Origin of the sequence: Chromobacterium alkanivorans, from assembly GCF_016937655.1 — a bacterium.
GTDB classification, from domain to species: domain Bacteria; phylum Pseudomonadota; class Gammaproteobacteria; order Burkholderiales; family Chromobacteriaceae; genus Chromobacterium; species Chromobacterium alkanivorans.
In genome coordinates, this window is the sequence record NZ_JAFHKL010000015.1 from 1 (window position 1) to 18,191 (window position 18,191).

Genomic DNA, 18,191 nt, shown 5'->3' on the forward strand with positions numbered 1-18,191 from the left:
CGCCACGGCTCACGGCCATTACAAGGCCAATCTGGACTTGCGCGACATGATAGGGCGGGGCACAGCGCGCAGTGAGGACCCGGTCAAGGAAACGCTGGACCTGACCCAGGAACTGATAGACCGCGGCATTCCCGGCGGCTACTACGATATGGGGCGCTATCTGAAGGCCGGTTACGGCGTGAAGCAGGACGAGGAGCTGGCCAACCGCTACTACCGCAAGGCGGCGGACCTGGGCAGCCCGGATGCGCAGTATCTGGTGGGAGACAAGCTGACGGGTTTGACGATCGCGCAACCAGGCCCCTTTGCTATTGGAACCCAAATGCTGAAGTGTGCTGGTGAGCAGGGGCATGGAAAGGCTGCAAAGGAGTATGCCTACCTAATAGCAGGAAAAAATAATGAAGAATCTGTCAAATTTTTCCAACTTGCGACCAAATGGGGAGATGAGGCTGCTCCTTACAAGTTGCAAAAGGGTTTTGGTCCAATAGCAGATTCGAATCAAGAGAGGTTCGGTCTTGGTCTGAAGCAGGATGATGAGCGTAGCCGTCGCTACAAAATCATTAGCGATGTTCTCAGTGACTACTCCTACGCCCACCCCAAGGTGCCGGAACTGGACGAGATCGTACCGCTGCCGCCGGCCGCGCTGCCGGCCTGGGACGGCAAGCTGAAGTGGCTGGAAGCGTTCAAGGCCAATGTGCCGCCGGAAAAGCCATCGGAAGCCTTGATGAGCCAGTTGGCCGCGGCCAAGGGCCTGGATGCCAAGACCGGACGGCCGTTGAACGGCAAGCATGGTTAAAACGCTGTACGCCTTGTCGCTGTTGGGGGCTCTGGCCGCCTGCGGCGCCAAGGAACGCGCAGTACCGGACTTGAAAGCAGTCGAAGCCAAGCTGGCCTTCAACTGTGTATATGAGAAAGACCATCTGCCGGCATTGAACCCGGAGGCGGAGCAGTTATACCGCTACGCCCGCTGGTTGCAGAAGAAGCAGATCGAGAAGGAAGACCCGCTGCGTTTCCCGGAGATGGAGCGTTATTACCGCATTGCCACCGCTCACGGCCATTACAAGGCCAACCTGGAGCTGCGCGACATGATAGGGCGGGGCACGGCGCGCAGTGAGGACCCGGTCAAGGAAACGCTGGACCTGACCCAGGAGCTGATAGACCGCGGCATTCCCGGCGGCTACTACGATATGGGACGCTATCTGAAGGCCGGCTACGGTGTGAAGCAGGATGAGGAACTGGCCAACCGTTACTACCGCAAGGCGGCGGACTTGGGCAGCCCGGATGCGCAGTATTTGGTGGGAGATAAGTTGACAGGGCTGACGATATCGCAGCCTGTACCGTTTGCTATTGGTAATCAGATGAAAAAATGTGCAGCGGAACAGGGGCATGGGAAGGCTGCGCTTGAGTATGCCAATCCGATGTTTTTTGAGAAAAAATTCGCTGAGGCAGCCATGTTTTTTCAACTTGGAACCAAGTGGGGGAATGAGGTTGCTGTTTTCAGCTTGGAAAAAGGTTTTGGCCCAATTACTGATGCGAACCGGCAACGGAATGATCTGGGGATGAAGCAGGATGATGAGCGTAGCCGTCGCTACAAAATCATTAGCGATGTCCTTAGCGACTACTCCTACGCCCATCCCAAAGTGCTGGAGCTGGACGAGATCGTGCCGCTGCCGCCGGCCGCGCTGCCGGCCTGGGACGGCAAGCTGAAGTGGTTGGAAGCGTTCAAGGCCAATGTGCCGCCGGAAAAACCGTCGGAAGCCTTGATGAGTAAGCTAGCCGCGGCCAAGGGTCTGGACCCGAAGACCGGGCGGCCGCTGGGCGGGCGACGCGATTGACGCTGGTTTTGCAGCGGGACGCGGCCCGCCTGTGCTGAACTGACGCCCGTCACCCCCTCCGAACCCCCGCGTCCGGGAGGACTCAGACTCTATGTGCCGGCTGTCTGGCCGGTGCGCATCCCTTCCCATCCCCCTCCTGGAGATTCTTCATGACGCCCATCCTGTTCAATACCTATCGCTCGGTCCAAGGCTTCAACAAACGCGTTCGTTTCCTGATCCTGCATTACACCGCGCTGGACTTCGCCGGCTCCGTCAAGGCCCTGACCGGCTCCGGTCAGGTGAGCGCGCATTATCTGGCGCCGGATCCTTGCGATCCCAGCTATCTGCAGGCCGGCTTCAAGCAGATGAATCTGTTCAATCTGGTGGACGAGAACGACCGCGCCTGGCATGCCGGCGCCAGTTCCTGGGATGGCCGCAGCAATCTGAACGATTCGTCCATAGGCGTGGAAATCGTCAATCTGGCGCGGGAGGACAAGGGCGGCATGGTGTTTCCGCCCTATCACCCGCAGCAGATGGAGGCGGTGACGGAATTGGCGCGGAACATTCTGGCGCGCTATCCGGACATCAGCCCGGTGAACGTGCTGGGCCATTCCGACGTCGCCGTGGGCCGCAAGAGCGATCCGGGCCCGATGTTCCCGTGGCGGGAGCTGCATCAGGCCGGCGTGGGCGCCTGGCCGGAGGCGGAGACGCAGCGCAAATACACAGAGCAGTTCCAGCAGCAGGGCTTGCCCGGCCGGGAGAAGATGCTGGAGGCGTTCAAGCATTACGGCTACGAGGTGGCGGCGGCGGGCGGCGACGCCGGCTTCGCCGCCCTGGTGCGCGCCTTCCAGATGCATTTCCGCGCCGGCGATTACCGCGGCGCGCTGGACGTGGAGACCGCGGCCATTCTGTTTGCCTTGCTGGAGCGTTATTGGCCCAAGCGTTTGGCCCTGATCAAGCTTTGACGCTGTTTGTCCGCAACGCGAAACCCGGCCGCCTGGCCGGGTTTTTCATTGCCGCTCTCTTCGCGAAACGCCGCTGCGCGCTAAGAGCCGCTAACAAAACCGCGCAGCGTACCTGAGCCAAGGCGCGCCGACGCAGAAAACGAAGTTTCTGCGAAGCTACAGTACAAATAGTACGACAAGTCGGCGCAACGCAGGATCAGGGGTTTTGTTAGCGGGTCTTATTTGGCGGTGGCCGGGATGAAGGAAAACTCCTTGATCACGATCTCCACTTCCTTGCCGTCCTTGGGCGGCCGTCCCTGGAACAGCCACAGATTGATGTGAGGCGGCAGCGGCTGCTGCGGCACCAGGCGCGTGGGGTCCGCCGGGGCGAAGTTCCAGCGCGCCATTTCATACAGGTCGCCGTCCTGATGGCCGTGCAGCGATTGATAGAGCACCCGGCTGGCGTCCCAGTTGAAGCGGTGGGTGCTGTAGTCGCCGTTGAGATTCGGTTCGAAGGCGTAGGAGGTGGGCTTGGGGCCGGGCATGGCCGGGTAGACGGTGTAGTTGCCCATCGGATTTTGCCGATTGCCCCAGCGGGCGAATTCGATGTCGATCTCATTGGTGGCGTCCGGGCCCACGTCCGGCGTCGGGTAGTTGAACAGGCCCAGCACGATATTGTCGTCGAACAGGTCCGGCCGGCCTATCAGCTTGAACTGGTAGCGGCCAAAGCCCAGCCGCTGCGGCAGGTAGACTTCGGCGCTGCTCCACTTGCCGCCGCGGTGGGCGATCTTCAGGTGGAGCCGGCCCTGGGCGTCCACCCAGGCGTTGTTTTCGTCCCAGTCGTTGGGGCCGGGGCCGCTTTGGCTTTGATTGCGGACTTCCCAGGCGTAGCCGGAGAAATTCAGGGTCTTGGCCTGGACGGCGGCGGACAGGGTCAGGCCGGCGGCGAGGAGGGGGAGCAGGAGGCGGCGCATGGTTTGCCTTTGCTTGTGGATAAGCTTGTCATTTAAGAGCCTGTTTCCGATCTGCTGCACTGCGGCGATACCGCGTTGAAAACTGCTTCGAAATGCTCATGTGCCATCTGTGCATTCCGCTTCCTCAGCTGTTTTCGCCTTGTCTCGCTCTTGCTCGCTAGATCGTAAACAGACTCTAAGCGCGGCGGCGGCGGCGGGTAAAGGGTGTTTTTGCCAGGCGGGGCTGTCCGTCCGGACAGGCGGTGGCGCGGACGGGGTCATGCCGGCGTGGCGGCGACGGGGTCATGTCCCGGCGGCTTGGACGTTGGCGCGGCCCAGGTCCACGCGTTCTTGTTTCTGTGAATTATGTTTTCTTTTCAATGGCTTGTGTATCTTGCCGCCTGGCGATTCGCGCGCCGTCTTTCCGATTTCCAAATTCCGTCATGCGCTTTGTCATGGTCGGAAAATTCATTCTTGTCCCTTATGCGTATCGAGTATGTCTATTACAGTGCAATCCATATTGCATAACGTGGCGGCGCGCCGCCGTTGGTTGGCATCCATATCGATTGGGAGGTTTAGGCATGCAAAAGGAAAGCGCCTGGAAGGCGGTGTTGCTGTTGGCCCGGTTCGCGTTGGCGGCGGCGTTCTTGTCGGCGGTGGCGGATCGCTTCGGCTTCTGGGGCCATATGGGCGAACTGGGGGTGTCCTGGGGAACGATGGAGAACTTCTATCGCCATGTGGCCAAGCTGTGCCCGTGGGCGCCGGCCGGCCTGATTCCGGTATTGGCCTGGGCGGTGAACGCGTTGGAGGCGGTGCTGGGCGTGACCCTGTTGCTGGGCGTTCAATTGCGCGCCTCCGCCGGGATCAGCGCGGCGCTGCTGCTGGTGTTCGCCTTGAGCATGGCCGCGTTCCAGAGCCTGAAGCTGTCGCTGAATTTCAGCGTGCTCACCTGCGCCGCCTGCGCCGCGCTGGTGTATCTGGCCAGTTCGCTGGAGCCGACGCCGGGCGCGCGCCGCGTCTGAAGTTTCCGGGCGCGGCCGGGCCGCGCCCGCTTCCTGTCCTTATCCAAATTTAGGAGTGTTGATCATGAGTAGCTTGCGTCTTGCTTATTACGAATTGTCCCCGGAACTGCTGCAGGGCTTCCGCCTGGTGAAGCAGGGCCTGGAAAAGAGCGTGCTGGGCCTGCCGCTGATCGAGCTGATCTATCTGCGCGTGTCGCAGATCAACGGTTGTTCCTTCTGCCTGAACATGCACTCCAAGGCGCTGCGCGAGCGCGAGGAAAGCGACCGCCGCCTGGCGGAGCTGGCCGGCTGGCGCGTCAGCACCCAGTTCAGCGAGCGCGAGAAGGCCGCGCTGGAATGGGCCGAGGCGCTGACCTATGTCGTGGACAGCCACGCCGACGACGCCGCCTATCTGCCGCTGAAAGCGCATTTCAGCGATCAGGAGATTTCCGATCTGACCTTCGCCATCGCGCTGATGAACGGCATGAACCGTCTCGCCGTCGGCATGCGCCAGTAAGCGCCTGAGCCAGGGCCCGCTCGCGGAGCGGGCTCGCGGACAGTCCACCCACCCGCCTGGCCGCAAGCGGCGGGTTTAACCAACGCCAGCAGACACACACCGACATGGACCACCTGATTAAAAAGCAAGCCTGGGACGCGCTGTTCAACGATCCGGAACTGGGCGCCGGCAATTTCCTGTTCAAGGCCCACGCCGCCTACGGCGGCAGCCGGGAAGACTATCTGTTCCTGGAAAAGCCTTTTATCGGCCCGCGCGGCAACGCCTATCAGTCCTTTTCCCTGGACAGCCTGTTCCATCTGGTGAGCGATCTGGCGGCCTGGTACCGCCAGCAGGGCATCCAGGCCGGGCGGCATGTCTGCTTGTTCCTGGGCGACGGCATTCCGTCCTTCCTGCACTTCCTGGCGCTGGGCAGCCTGGGCTGCGTGCCGGTGCTGATCAACGGCCATCTGCGCGCCGACATCGCGGCGCTGTACGCGCAGCGCAACCGCTTCGACGTGTTCGTCTACGACAAGGAAACCGACGCGCGCTGGGACCTGGCCGGCGCGCTGCGCGGCCTCACCGCGCTGGACGCGGGCTTCAACGCCGGCGCGGCGGTGGCGCTGGCGCCGTTGCCGGCCTCCGGCTGGCCGGCTGCGGTGAAGGACGAGGACATCGTGATGGTGTGCCACAGTTCCGGCACCACCGGCATTCCCAAGGCGGTGCTGTTCGGCCACGCGCAGTTCTTCAACGGCAAGCGCGAGCGCCTGCGCGGCTTCGTCGAGCAAGACGAGGACAAGCTGGCCACGGCGATGCCGCCCACCCACGCGGCCGGCATCAGCTATCTGATGACGGCCACCATGCTGCAATTGCCGGCGCTGGCGCTGGCGACGCAAACCGGCCAGGTGGCGGCCAATCTGATCGCCAGCTTCCAGCCCACCATCGTCACCGCGTTCTCGCAGACTTACGCCTCCTTTGCCGAGCTGAACCTGCCGGACGGCTATTTCGACTCGGTGCGCCGCTATTACAACACCGGCGACACCGCGCACGAGGCGCATATCCGCCAGCTGCTGCGCCTGGCGCCGCGGGGTCGCTTCACCGATATGTTCGGCGCGTCCGAGCTGGGCATGTCGCAGTTCTTCAAGGTGTCCACGCCGGAGCAGGTGGCCAGCAAGCGCACCGTGGGTGCGGCCGCGTCCTACGCGCGCTGTGATGTGCTCACCCCGCAGGGCGAGCTGCTGCCGGACGGCCAGCCGGGCTATATCGGCGTGCGCTCGCCCACGGTGACGCCGGGCTATTACGGCCAGCCGCACCTGACCGCGCTGACCACGCTGAACGGCTACTGGCTGACCGGCGACATCGGCCTGCGCCTGGACAACGGCGAGTTCGTGCACTTGGACCGCATCGTGGACGCGGTGCCGACGCCGCTGGGCGTGCCGGCCTACACCCTGCTGCTGGAAGAGCATTTGCTGAGCCATGCCGACCTGTTCGACGTCAGCGTGATCGGTGTTTCGCGCGGGCCGACGCGCGAAGAAGCGGTGCTGGTGCTGGCGCGCGGCAAGGCCGGCGCGACGCTGGACGCGGACGAGGTGCTGCGCCAGGCGCTGGACTGCTTCCCGTTCAAGGGCCGCGGCGCGCTGCCGGACTACACCGTGTGCGTGGGCGTGCTGGGCGACGGCTACGCGCTGCCGGTGGGCTCCACCGGCAAGGTGCTCAAGCGCGTGGCGCGCGAGCAGTTCTGGAGCTGGCAGCGCGACTACGACGACGGCCTGCGCGACGTATTCAGCGCGCTGCGCTGGAACCAGTCGCTGGACCGTCAGCCGGAGGCGGCGGCGGAGCCGCAGAGCCTGCTGGATTACCTGAGGGGCTGAGGGATGGCGACGACGGACGATCTGGAAGCGCTGGAGCAGGCGTTTCAACAGCGGATAGACCGCGGCGAGAAGATAGAGCCGCAGGACTGGATGCCGGCGGCCTACCGCCGCACCCTGCAGCGGCAGATGGCGCAGCACGCCCATTCCGAATACGTGGGCATGCTGCCGGAGGGCGCCTGGATCACCCGCGCGCCCAGCCTCAGCCGCAAATGCATCCTGCTGGCCAAGGTGCAGGACGAGGCCGGCCACGCCCAGTATCTGTACAGCGCGCTGGAGAGCCTGGGCCTGAGCCGGGAGCAGGCTTACGGCCAGCTGCTGGCCGGCGAGGCCAAGTATCTGAATATTTTCAATTATCCGGCCTTGAGCTGGGCCGACGTCGGCATGATTGGCTGGCTGACCGACGGCGCCGCCATCGTCAACCAGGTGCCCTTGTCGCGCTGTTCCTACGGCCCTTACGCCCGCGCCATGGTGCGCATCTGCCAGGAGGAGAGCTTCCACCACCGCCAGGGCTTTGATCTGGTGCGGCGGCTGGCGGAGGGCACGCCGGCGCAGCGGCGGATGGCGCAGGACGCGCTCAACCGCTGGTGGTGGCCGACGGTGATGGTGTTCGGCCCGCCGGACGAGGATTCGGTGCACTCGCAGCGCTCGATGCGCTGGGGCGTCAAGCTGTATTCCAACGACACCCTGCGCCAGAAGTTCGTCGACCAGACCGTGCCGCAAGTGCTGCACCTGGGCCTGACGGTGCCGGACCCGGATCTGCGCTTCAACCCGGACACCGGCCATTACGAGATCGGCCGCATCGACTGGGACGAATTCAACCGGGTGATTCGGGGCCAGGGCCTGTGCAACCGCGAACGCATCGCCAGCCGCCGCCGGTCCTGGGACGAGGGCGCCTGGGTGCGCGAAGCCGCCGCCTGCCACGCCGCCAAGCTGGCGGCGCGGCCGCAAGGAGAACGAGATGCATGAGTGGAAGCTGTGGGAAGTTTTCGCGCGCAGCCAGAACGGCGTGGCGCACCGCCACGTGGGCAGCGTGCAGGCCAGCGACGCGGCGATGGCGCTGCAGCACGCGCGCGATGTGTTCACCCGCCGCGGCGAGTTCGTCAGCCTGTGGCTGGTGGCCGCCGAAGACCTGGTGAGCAGCGGCGAGGTGGAGCGCGCGCCGTGGTTCGAGACCGCGGCGGACAAGGGTTTCCGCCACGCCACCTATTACGAGGTGCCAGAGGGAGTGCAACACCTGTGACCCTGCATCCGGAATTGAAAAACCTGCGCGCGGAATACCTGCTGCGCCTGGGCGACAACGCGCTGATCCTGTCGCAGCGCTTGTGCGAATGGTGCGGCCACGCGCCCACGCTGGAAGAAGACCTGGCGCTGAGCAATGTGGCGCTGGACCTGCTGGGCCAGGCGCGGCTGTGGCTGGACGCCGCCGGCCGCGGGCTGACGCCGGCGCAGAGCGAGGACGATCTGGCCTACGGCCGCGACGCCCAGGCCTTCCGCAACGTGCTGCTGGTGGAGCTGACCCGCGGCAATTTCGCCGACACCCAGATGCGCCAGTTCCTGTTCGACAGCTGGCACTGCCTGCTGCTGCGCGAGCTGTCGGATTCGGCGGACGCGGAAGTGGCCGCCATCGCCGCCAAGGCGCTGAAAGAGGCCACTTACCACCTGCGCCGCAGCAGCGGCTGGGTGGTGAGGCTGGGCGACGGCAGCCGGCAAAGCCGCGAATTCTGCCTGCTGGCGCTGGAGCGCTGCTGGCATTACGTGGGCGAGCTGTTCGAGATGGACGAACTGGAGCAGGCGATGCTGGCCCAGGGCGTGGGTTGCGACCTGGCCGCGTTGTATCCGGAATGGCTGGTCTACGTCAACGAAGTGCTGGCCGCGGCCACGCTGGAGCCGCCGCGCGCGGCGCCCGGCGTCAGCGGCGGCAAGCGCGGCGCGCACGGCGAGGCGCTGGTGGCGCTGCTGATGGAAATGCAGTTCCTGAGCCGCGCCCACCCGGGAGCCGGCTGGTGAGCCGGGTGCACGGCCAGGAGGTGCAAAGCGGCACCGAGCGCGTCTGGGAATGGCTGGCCGGCATTCCGGACCCGGAGATGCCCTATGTCTCCATCGTGGACCTGGGCATCGTGCGCGACGTGCGCTGGGAGGACGACGCGCTGCGCGTGGTGGTGACGCCCACCTATAGCGGCTGCCCGGCCAAGGCGCAGATAGACAGCAATATCCGCCAGACCCTGCAAGACCGCGGCGTGGAGGCGGTGCGGCTGGAAACGCGGCTGCACCCGGCCTGGAGCACGGACTGGCTCAGCGAGAGCGGCCGCTCCAAGCTGCGCGCCGCCGGCATCGCCCCGCCCTTGCCGGCGGAGCCGGGCTGGCAGCGGCTGAGCTTCGTCGCCGTCGCCGCGCCGCGGGTGCCCTGTCCGCGCTGCGGCTCCGACGCCACCCGCCCGCAGGGCGAATTCGGCGGCACCGCCTGCAAATCGCTGTACCAGTGCGAGGCCTGCCGCAATCCGTTCGAGCACTTCAAGAGTTTATGAGGAAGCCGCCATGCCGCAGTTTTACCCCTTGCAGCTGACCGAGATCCAGCGTGACACGCCGGACAGTCTGCTGCTGACGCTGGAGCCGTCGGAGGAGCACCGCGACCGCTTCCGCCACGAGCCGGGCCAGCATCTGACCCTGCGCGCCTGGCTGGACGGCGAGGAAGTGCGCCGCAGTTATTCGCTGTGCAACGCGCCGGATGCGCCCAAGCTGCAGCTGGCGATCAAGCGGGTGGCCGGCGGCCGCTTCTCGCAATGGGCGCACGACAGCCTGGGGCCGGGCGCGATGCTGGAGGCCTTGCCGCCGTCCGGCCGCTTCGGCCTGCCGTCGGCGCCGGAAGCGGCTCGCCACTACGCCGGCTTCGCCGCCGGCAGCGGCATCACCCCGGTGCTGTCCATCCTGCAGGCCACGCTGCTGCGCGAGCCGCTCAGCCGCTTCACCCTGGTCTACTGCAACCGCAACCTGGCCTCGCTGCAGTTCCGCGAAACGCTGGCCACGCTGAAGGACCGTTACCCGGCGCGGCTGTCGCTGATCTATCTGTTCAGCGCGGAAGAGCAGGAGATCGAGCTGTTCAACGGCCGGCTGGACCGCGAACGCTGCCTGGCGCTGCTGCGCGGCTGCCTGCCGGCGGCCTCCATCGACCACGCCTACGTCTGCGGCCCGGCCGGCATGATGGCGGCGGTGAGCCAGGCGCTGAGCGAGAGCGGCCTGCCGCCGGAACGCGTCCGCAGCGAACACTACGCCGCGGCCCCGGCCGCCGGTCCGGCCCGCGCCGAGCGCGCGTTGGCGGACAGCCCGGAACGGGTGCGGGTGACGGTGAGGATGGACGGCATGCAGCGCCAGGTGGAACTGGGCGCGCCGGTGGACAACCTGCTGGACGCGCTGCTGCAAGCCGGCGTCACGCCGCGCTATTCCTGCAAGGCCGGCGTTTGCGCCACCTGCCGCTGCCAGGTGCTGGCCGGCGAAGTGGACATGGAGGCGCCGCACGCATTGGCGCCCGAGGAGGTGGCCGCCGGTTATGTGCTCAGCTGCCGCAGCCGCCCGCTGACTTCAACACTGGCGCTGTCATTCGACTGATCCGCGCCTGAGGACACACATCATGACGACTCAAAACGCCCTGTCCCGCTGGGCGCTGACCCTCTATTGCCTGGCCACCGGGTTTTCCGTGGCGGCGGTGGTCTACCACCAATCGATGACGCAGCTGATCGCCGTCTCCTTCGGCCTGTCCGCGGACTCGCTGTGGGGGTTGTCGGTGGCCACTCAGTTCGGCTACGGCGCCGGCCTGATTCTGGGTCTGCCGCTGGGCGACATGATCGCGCCGCGCCGGCTGATCCCCGCCACCATGCTGGCGCTGGGCGCGGTGCTGCTGCTGGTGGGCATCGCCCCGTCGCCGTGGCTGATGGTGCTGTTGTGCGGCCTGGCCGGCCTGCTGTCCATCGGCGGCCAGCTGCTGCTGGCCTACAGCGCCAAGGCGCTGGCGGCGGAGCAGCGCGGGCGGGCGGTGGGCAGCCTGCTCACTTCCTTGTTCGCCGGCCTGCTGCTGGCGCGGGTGCTGGCCGGCTGGGGCGGTGAGCACATCGGCTGGCGCGGCATCTACCTGGTGGTGGGCGCCCTGACCTTCGTCATCGGCCTGGCGCTGCGCGGCTGCATCGGCGAGGTGCCGCTGGCCGGCCAGCTGCGCTACGGCCGCATGCTGGGCCAGCAGGGCGCGCTGTGGCTGAAGCTGCCGGAGCTGCGCCGGCTGGCGCTGGTGGCCGCCTGCTTCTTCGCCGCCTCCAACGGCATCTGGGCCAATCTGTCCTCGCTGACCCACGCCACCCTGAACTGGAACGCCGGCCAGACCGGCCTGCTGGCCTTCACCTCCATCGCCGCGCTGCGCGCGCCGTGGCTGGCGCAATGGCTGCAGCGCCGGCTGGACTGGCACGGCGTGATCGCGCTGCTGGGCGTCGGCATCGCCGCCACCTCGCTGGCCGGCGTCTGGCTGGGCAGCCAGGTGCTGATGATCGTGGCCTTCCTGATGGTGACCGATCTGGGCGTGCGTTCGGTGCAGACCATCGCCCAGGGCCGGGTGCTGGGCATAGATCCGGCCGCCGCCTCGCGGCTGAACAGCCTGTTCATGACGGTTTTCTTCTTCGGCGCCGCGCTCGGCTCCTGGCTGGGCGGCATCGCCATCCACCGGCTGGGCTGGGCCGGCATGTATCTGTTCCCGGCGGCCTGCGCCGCCGCCGGGCTGCTGTTCCTGAGCTGGCGCAACCCGGCGCTGCGCTTTGCCCGGGCCTGATTTCGCAACACCGCAACACCTGGACGCCGCGGCGCTTTCCGCGCCGCGAACCGCACACTTCGATTGGGAGATGGATATGGAAGCATTGTTGGAAAAAAGCGGCAGCAAGACCCCGTTGATCGCAGGAATGAGCCTGATCTGGGCAGACTGGCTGAAAGAGGAAGACCTGCAAGGCCTGGTGGAACACCCGCTGCTGCAAGCGCTGGAGCGCAAGGAGGCCAGCCTGGCCACCGTGCGCACCCTGCTGATCCAGCACAGCCATTACTCGCGCCACTTCACCCGCTATCTGTGCGCGCTGATGGGCCAGTTGAGCGACCCGGCCGACGTGATGGCGCTGATGGAAAACATGCGCGAGGAAATGGGCGTGGACGGCGGCAGCAGCATCACCCACGCCGAAATGTTCCAGCGCACCCTGCGCGTGGTGGGCGCGTCCCCGGCCTCGCACGCGCCGCTGCCGCAGACCCTGGCGATGGTGGACACTATGATGGGCCACTGCCAGTCCCCGGACGCGCTGGCCGGCCTGGCCGCGATGTGCCTGGGCGCTGAAGCCATCGTGCCGCTGATCTACCGCCCCATCCTGCAAGCGCTGCAGCACCACGGCTTCGGCGAGGACGCCACCGAGTTCTTCAGCCTGCACATCGAGGAAGACGAGGACCACGCGCTGACCATGCTGGCCATCATGCAGCGCCTGACCCTGGACCAGGACGCGCGCCGCGAGCAGGCCATCGCCGTGGGCCGCGAGCTGATCGCCCGCCGCGTGGCGATGTTCGACGCCATCTGGGCGCATTGCCAGGCGCAGCCGGCCGCCGCGCCGGCCGCGGCCCCGGCCGGCCACTTCTCCTCCGCCGATTTCTGGCGCGTGCCCAGCCAGTTGCAGGCCCAACTGCCGGAGCGGCTGAGCCACCAGCAGGTGATGGCGGCCAGCCAGGGCGGCGACCAGGCCTTCTCCTCCGAGCGCAAGCACAAGGTGCACATCGTCGACCTGCCCAGCCGCACCATCAGCCTGACCATAGGCCGGCTGGAAGAGGGCGAGGCCACCCGTCTGCACCGCCACAACTACGAGACGGTGATCTACGTTACCCAAGGCCAGGGCTATTCCCGCATCGGCGACCGCCAAGTGCCGTGGCGCGCCGGCGACGCCATCTACGTGCCGGTCTGGGCCGAGCACCAGCACGTCAACACCGGCGCGGAGGAGTGCGTCTACCTGGCCTGCGAGAACGCGCCCTTGTTGCAGAACCTGGGCGGCATCGCGCTGCGCGAAGAACTGAGCGCCTGAGCCCCGGCCGGACCGCCTGCCCACCGGGCGGCCCGGCCCGCAGCCTTGCCCGGCGCAAGCGGCTCTTGCCGGGCGAGGTTTTCCCAATCAGCACCCGATAAAACGAGATCACGATGCTGACACTATCCAAAGCCTGGAGCCCAAGCAGCTGGCAGGCGAAACCGCACACGCAAATGCCCGATTACGACGACGGCGCCGCGCTGCGCGCCGTGCTGTCGCGTCTGAGCGCCTATCCCAACCTGGTGCCCTCCGCCGAAATCCGCCGGCTGCGCGCCGCGCTGGCCGGGGTGGCGCGCGGCGAGGGCTTCGTCATCCAGGCCGGCGACTGCGCCGAGCGCTTCGCCGGCCTGCGGCCGGAGGTGCTGGGCGGCCACTATCGCCTGCTGGAACGCATGGCCGCGGACCTGGGCCAGGCGCTGCAACGCCCGGTGCTGCGCATCGGCCGCATCGCCGGCCAGTACGCCAAGCCGCGCAGCCAGCCGCAAGAAGCGCTGGGCGGCTTGAGCCTGCCCAGCTATCGCGGCGACATCATCAACGGCGTGGAATTCGCCGCCGCCGCGCGCGCCCACGACCCGCAGCGGCTGGAATCCGCCTACTTCCACGCCGCCGCCAGCCTCAACTATCTGCGCGGCCTGGACCGCGAGGCCGCGCCGCGCGACAGCGGCTACTACGTCAGCCACGAAGCGCTGCTGCTGCCCTATGAACAGGCCCAGCTGCAGCAGGACGAGCGCGGCGACTGGTATTGCGGCTCCGGCCACTTCCTGTGGGTGGGCGAACGCACCCGCCAGCTGGACGGCGCGCACGTGGAATTCCTGCGCGGCGTGAACAACCCCGTCGGCGTCAAAGTGGGCCCCGGCATGGCGCGCGACGAGTTGCTGCGCCTGATCGACGCGCTGAACCCGGACAACGAAGCCGGCCGGCTGACCCTGATCACCCGCTTCGGCGCGGCTAACATCCAGCGCCTGCCGGAGCTGCTGGACGCGGTGAGCGCCGAAGGCCGCCAGGTGCTGTGGCTGTGCGACCCGATGCACGGCAACGGGGTGCAGGCCGCCAACGGCGTGAAGACCCGGCGCTATGAAGACATCCTGGCCGAGGTGGAAGCCTTCCTCGCCGCCCACCGCGACTGCGGCAGCCACGCCGGCGGCGTGCACCTGGAATTGAGCGCCCAGGACGTCACCGAATGCCTGGGCGGGCCGGACGCGCTGGCCGAGGAAGACCTGGGCCGCGCCTACCACAGCAGTTGCGATCCGCGCCTCAACCCGCGTCAGGCGCTGGCCCTGACCGATCGCTTGATCGCCGCGCTGACCCAGCCCTCCGGCGCTGCGGCGCGGCCGGCGCCGGACGCCGCCGTCCCGGAACCGCTGATCAATCTGGCCGAGCGCCTGGCCGCCAGCCGGCCGGACAGCGACCGGCTCTGCTTCGTCGGCCCCGGCTTCAGCCTCAGCTACCGCCAGCTCAACCGCGCGCTGCGCCGCCAGGCCGCCTGGCTGCAAGGCGAGGGCGTGGCCGCCGGCGAGCGCGTGCTGATCGCGCTGGACGACGGCCCGGAGCTGGCGGTGGCCTTCTACGCCGCGCTGGCGGTGGGCGCTTTGCCGGTGGTGGCCAATCCGCGGCTGGACGCCGCCTCGCTGCACCACCTGCTGGCCGACGCCGCCCCGGCGTTGTGCCTGGGCCAGTCCTCGCAGATCGCGGTGTGGCCGGCCGCGGCCAAGCTGCGGCTGCTGGACGCCGGCGCTCATCTGGAATGGCTGGCCGGCGACAGCGCCGACGACGATTGGGACGATTTCGCGCGGCAGCCGGAAGACGCGCCGGCGCTGATCCAGTACACCTCCGGCAGCACCGGCCAGGCCAAGGGCGTGGTGCACAGCGCCCGCTCCATGCTGGCGGTGTGCTCGCACTTCGCCGCCGGCCAGCTGCGGCTGGGCGTGGACGACGTGCTGTACTCGGTGCCCAAATCCTTCTTTGGCTACGGCATGGGCAACAGCCTGTTCTTCCCGCTCTACCTGGGCGCTTGCGGGGTGCTGGACGGCGCCTGGCCGTCGGCCGAACGGGTGGCCGGCGTGCTGCGCCAGTTCCGCCCCACCGTGCTGTTCGCCGTGCCCACCCTGTACCGGCTGCTGCTGGAACACGGCCTGGAGCCGTCCGACGTGGCGATCCGGCTGGCCTTCTCCGCCGGCGCTCCGCTGTCCGCCCCCTTGGCGCGGCGCTGGCGGCAACGCTTCGGCTTCGATCTGCACGACGGCATCGGCGCCACCGAAATGTGCCATGTGTTCGCCACCAGCTACCCGGACGCGCTGCGCTCCGGCAGCGTCGGCCGCATGTTGCCGGGCTGGGAGGCGCGCATCGTCGACGCCGACGGCCGGGACGCGCCGGCCGGCGAATGCGGGGTGCTGCTGGTCAAGGCGCCCAGCCGCGCGCTGGGCTACTGGCGGCGTCCGCAGGAAGAGCAGGAGCGTTTCCAGGACGGCTGGTATCGCACCGGCGACCTGTTCAGCCGCGACGAGCACGGCTATCTGAGTTTCCACGGCCGCGAGGACGACCGCTTCAAGGTATTCGGCCGCTGGGTGGTGCCGGTGGAAATCGAAAACTTGCTGGCCGCGCTGTTGCCGGAACTGGGCGACGCCTACGTGGTGGCCGCGCCGGACCGCGACGGCGAAGCCCGCCCGGCGTTGATCCTGCGCGCCGGCGACGACAGCGAGGCGCTGGTGCGCCTGGTGCACGCCACGCTGGAAGCCCATCTGGAAAGCTATAAGCGCCCGGCGCTGGTGTTGGCGCTGGCGGAGATTCCGCTGAACAAGAACGGCAAGCCGGACCGGCGCGCGATGGCGCAACTGGCCGCCCGGGAACAGGCGGAGCGCAAGGAGGAAAAAGTATGCTGAGCGAAGAGGCGTTTCTGCGTTACGGCGACCACGGCTTCAGCCTGGCGCCGCTGTGGCAGACCCTGCCGCTGCCGGCGGGCACGGACCCGCTGGTGTTGTACCAGGCGCTGGCCAACCAGGGCAGGGACTATCTGTTTGAAACCGGCCACTGGAGCGACGGCGAGTTCCAGCGCGCCTATTCGGTGATCGGCCTGCCCTGCCGCGAGCGGGTGGAACTGGACGAAGGCCGGCTGCGCCATTGGCGCGACGGCCAGCTGCTGCGCGAACTGGAGTGCGAGGACCCGATGGCGGAGCTGGCCAGGCTGCGGCAAGGCTGGAGCGCGCCGCACTTCAGCGCCTTGCCGCCGTTCTCCGGCGGCCTGTTCGGCTACTTCGGCTTTGAAACCACCCGTTTGATCGAGCCGCGGCTGCGCCGCCAGCCGCGCAAACCGTCAGGGCTGGCGCTGCCGGACGCGCTGCAATGGCTGAGCCTGGACTTGCTGGTGCTGGACCACCAGCAGGCCAGCGTCTATTGCATCGTCCACGAATCCACCGAGGCGACGGCCGCTTACGCGCGCGGCCAGCGGCGCTTGCGGGAGCTGTGCGAGCGCACCCGCGCGCTGTTGGCGGAACCGCCGGAGCCGCCGCCGGCGTTCGCCGCGGACGCGGCGGCGGACCCCGCGCTGAATCACGCTTTTTCGCGCGAGGACTTCCAGCGGGCGGTGGGCCGGATCAAGGACTACATCGCCGCCGGCGACGTGATGCAGGTGGTGCTGTCCCAGCGCATGAGCCAGCCCTTCGCCGCCGACGCGCCCACGCTGTACCGGGCCTTGTCCGGCCTGGGCGACACGCCTTACCGCTACCTGCTCAATCTGGGCGACGCCCAGATCGTCGGCGCCTCGCCGGAAATGCTGTTCCGTCAGCAAGACGAGCGCGTGACCAGCCGCCCGATGGCCGGCACCCGCCGCCGCGGCGCGGACGCGGCGGAAGACCAGGACCTGCGCCGCGAACTGCTGGCCGATCCCAAGGAAATCGCCGAACACATGATGCTGGTGGACCTGGCGCGCAACGATCTGGGCCGGCTGGCCGAGCTGGGCAGCGTGCAGGTGGACGAGTTGCTGACCGTGGAGAACTTTTCCCACGTCATGCACATCGTCTCCACCGTGTCCGGCAAGCTGCCGCAACAGGCGCAGGCGTTGGACGTGCTCAAGAGCACCTTCCCGGCCGGCACCCTCAGCGGCGCGTCCAAGGTGAGGGCGCTGGAGGTGATCGCCGAGCTGGAGCCGCATTCGCGCGGGGTCTACGGCGGCTCCATCGGCTACATCGGCTGGCGCGGCAACGCCGACCAGGCCATCACCATCCGCACCGGCGTGCTGCAAGGCGGCCAGCTGCACGTGCAGGCCGGCGCCGGCGTGGTGCAGGACTCGCTGGCCGAGCGCGAATGGCAGGAAACCCTGGAAAAAAGCCGGCTGATGCTGCTGGCGGCCAAGCTGGCCGCGGCGGCGCGGCAAGAGGAGGCGGCATGCATTTGATGATCGATAACTACGATTCCTTCACCTACAACGTGGTGCAGTACCTGGGCATGCTGGGCGCGGACATCATGGTGCGGCGCAACGACGAGATCGGCCTGGAGGAGATAGAAGCGTTGCGGCCGCGCTCGCTGATCGTCTCGCCCGGACCCTGTTCGCCCGCCGAGGCCGGGGTGTCGCTGGCGGCGATCCGCCGCTTCGCCGGTCGCCTGCCCATCCTCGGCATCTGCCTGGGCCACCAGTGCATCGCCGCCGCCTTCGGCGCGCAGGTGCGTCGCGCCGACGAAGTGCTGCACGGCAAAGTGTCGCGCATCCATCACGACGGCGAGGGCCTGTTCGAAGGCCTGGCCGACGGCCTCAAGGTGGCGCGCTATCACTCGCTGGTGGCGGACGCGCTGCCGGACGAGCTGGTGGCCACAGCCTGGGCGCTGCGCGCCGACGGCGGCCGGGGCGAAATCATGGCGCTGCGCCACCGCAGCCTGCCGATTCACGGCCTGCAATTCCACCCGGAATCGGTGCTGACCGAACAGGGGCTCAGCATGCTGGGCAATTATCTGCGGCTGGCCGAGCGCGCCGCGCAAGCGGAAACCGAGCTGGTCTGACACATGCAAGGGGGCGGCCGCGGCCGCCCCCGCCAAGAAAGCGACA

17 protein-coding genes are annotated in these 18,191 nt (G+C 67.5%); 16 read left to right on the forward strand and 1 reads right to left on the reverse strand.

Features of this window, described 5'->3' with window-relative positions; translation table 11 throughout:
- From JW897_RS20885 to JW897_RS20895, 3 genes are all read left to right on the forward strand, one after another.
- Window positions 1-793, forward strand: a 793-nt coding sequence (locus tag JW897_RS20885; protein ID WP_205467493.1) for an SEL1-like repeat protein, incomplete at its 5' end; no start/stop codon positions are given.
- On the forward strand, window positions 786-1,832 hold the full coding sequence (locus JW897_RS20890) for an SEL1-like repeat protein (protein WP_205467494.1): 1,047 nt from the start codon (window positions 786-788) through the stop codon (window positions 1,830-1,832). The genes JW897_RS20885 and JW897_RS20890, both read left to right, overlap by 8 nt.
- 149 nt (window positions 1,833-1,981) lie before the next feature.
- The gene (locus JW897_RS20895) at window positions 1,982-2,776 is read left to right on the forward strand and encodes an N-acetylmuramoyl-L-alanine amidase (RefSeq protein ID WP_200123101.1); all 795 of its coding nucleotides are present in this window, start codon (window positions 1,982-1,984) and stop codon (window positions 2,774-2,776) included.
- Between the two features lie 218 nt (window positions 2,777-2,994).
- On the opposite strand, the gene JW897_RS20900 is transcribed toward JW897_RS20895, so the two are convergent.
- Entirely contained in the window at window positions 2,995-3,729 is a 735-nt protein-coding gene (locus JW897_RS20900) for a glycoside hydrolase family 16 protein (protein ID WP_205467495.1), read from the reverse strand.
- 560 nt (window positions 3,730-4,289) lie between these two features.
- On the opposite strand from JW897_RS20900, the gene JW897_RS20905 reads away from it, so the two are divergent.
- From JW897_RS20905 to JW897_RS20965, 13 genes are all read left to right on the forward strand, one after another.
- On the forward strand, window positions 4,290-4,730 hold the full coding sequence (locus JW897_RS20905; protein ID WP_205467496.1) for a MauE/DoxX family redox-associated membrane protein: 441 nt from the start codon (window positions 4,290-4,292) through the stop codon (window positions 4,728-4,730).
- Between the two features lie 64 nt (window positions 4,731-4,794).
- Window positions 4,795-5,226 carry a carboxymuconolactone decarboxylase family protein gene (locus JW897_RS20910; protein WP_205467497.1) on the forward strand — a complete coding sequence of 144 codons (432 nt, stop codon included), beginning with the start codon at window positions 4,795-4,797 and terminating at the stop codon, window positions 5,224-5,226.
- Between the two features lie 104 nt (window positions 5,227-5,330).
- Window positions 5,331-7,073, forward strand: coding sequence for a class I adenylate-forming enzyme family protein (locus JW897_RS20915; RefSeq protein ID WP_205467498.1), 1,743 nt, complete (start codon window positions 5,331-5,333; stop codon window positions 7,071-7,073).
- Between the two features lie 3 nt (window positions 7,074-7,076).
- Window positions 7,077-8,039, forward strand: a complete 963-nt coding sequence (gene paaA, locus JW897_RS20920; RefSeq protein ID WP_048416096.1) for a 1,2-phenylacetyl-CoA epoxidase subunit PaaA — start codon at window positions 7,077-7,079, stop codon at window positions 8,037-8,039.
- A complete protein-coding gene (gene paaB / locus JW897_RS20925) occupies window positions 8,032-8,313 on the forward strand; it encodes a 1,2-phenylacetyl-CoA epoxidase subunit PaaB (protein ID WP_019104274.1) in 282 nt (93 codons plus the stop codon). Before paaA ends, paaB begins: the two co-directional genes overlap by 8 nt.
- Complete coding sequence (gene paaC, locus JW897_RS20930; RefSeq protein ID WP_338030582.1) at window positions 8,310-9,080, forward strand: 1,2-phenylacetyl-CoA epoxidase subunit PaaC; 771 nt, start codon at window positions 8,310-8,312, stop codon at window positions 9,078-9,080. Before paaB ends, paaC begins: the two co-directional genes overlap by 4 nt.
- Window positions 9,077-9,598, forward strand: coding sequence for a 1,2-phenylacetyl-CoA epoxidase subunit PaaD (paaD, locus tag JW897_RS20935; RefSeq protein WP_197083145.1), 522 nt, complete (start codon window positions 9,077-9,079; stop codon window positions 9,596-9,598). Before paaC ends, paaD begins: the two co-directional genes overlap by 4 nt.
- A 10-nt stretch (window positions 9,599-9,608) precedes the next feature.
- Window positions 9,609-10,676 (forward strand): 2Fe-2S iron-sulfur cluster-binding protein, encoded by a 1,068-nt coding sequence (locus tag JW897_RS20940; protein ID WP_205467499.1) that lies wholly within the window; start codon window positions 9,609-9,611, stop codon window positions 10,674-10,676.
- A 22-nt stretch (window positions 10,677-10,698) separates the two neighbouring features.
- Window positions 10,699-11,880: an MFS transporter gene (locus JW897_RS20945; protein ID WP_205467500.1), complete on the forward strand. Its 1,182-nt coding sequence runs from the start codon at window positions 10,699-10,701 to the stop codon at window positions 11,878-11,880.
- 76 nt (window positions 11,881-11,956) lie between these two features.
- Window positions 11,957-13,156, forward strand: a complete 1,200-nt coding sequence (locus JW897_RS20950) for an iron-containing redox enzyme family protein (protein ID WP_205467501.1) — start codon at window positions 11,957-11,959, stop codon at window positions 13,154-13,156.
- Window positions 13,157-13,269: 113 nt separating this feature from the next.
- Entirely contained in the window at window positions 13,270-16,035 is a 2,766-nt protein-coding gene (locus tag JW897_RS20955; protein WP_205467502.1) for a 3-deoxy-7-phosphoheptulonate synthase, read from the forward strand.
- Entirely contained in the window at window positions 16,029-17,546 is a 1,518-nt protein-coding gene (locus JW897_RS20960) for an anthranilate synthase component I family protein (protein ID WP_205467503.1), read from the forward strand. Before JW897_RS20955 ends, JW897_RS20960 begins: the two co-directional genes overlap by 7 nt.
- Window positions 17,537-18,145, forward strand: coding sequence for an anthranilate synthase component II (locus JW897_RS20965; protein WP_205467504.1), 609 nt, complete (start codon window positions 17,537-17,539; stop codon window positions 18,143-18,145). Before JW897_RS20960 ends, JW897_RS20965 begins: the two co-directional genes overlap by 10 nt.
- Window positions 18,146-18,191: the final 46 nt, after the last annotated feature.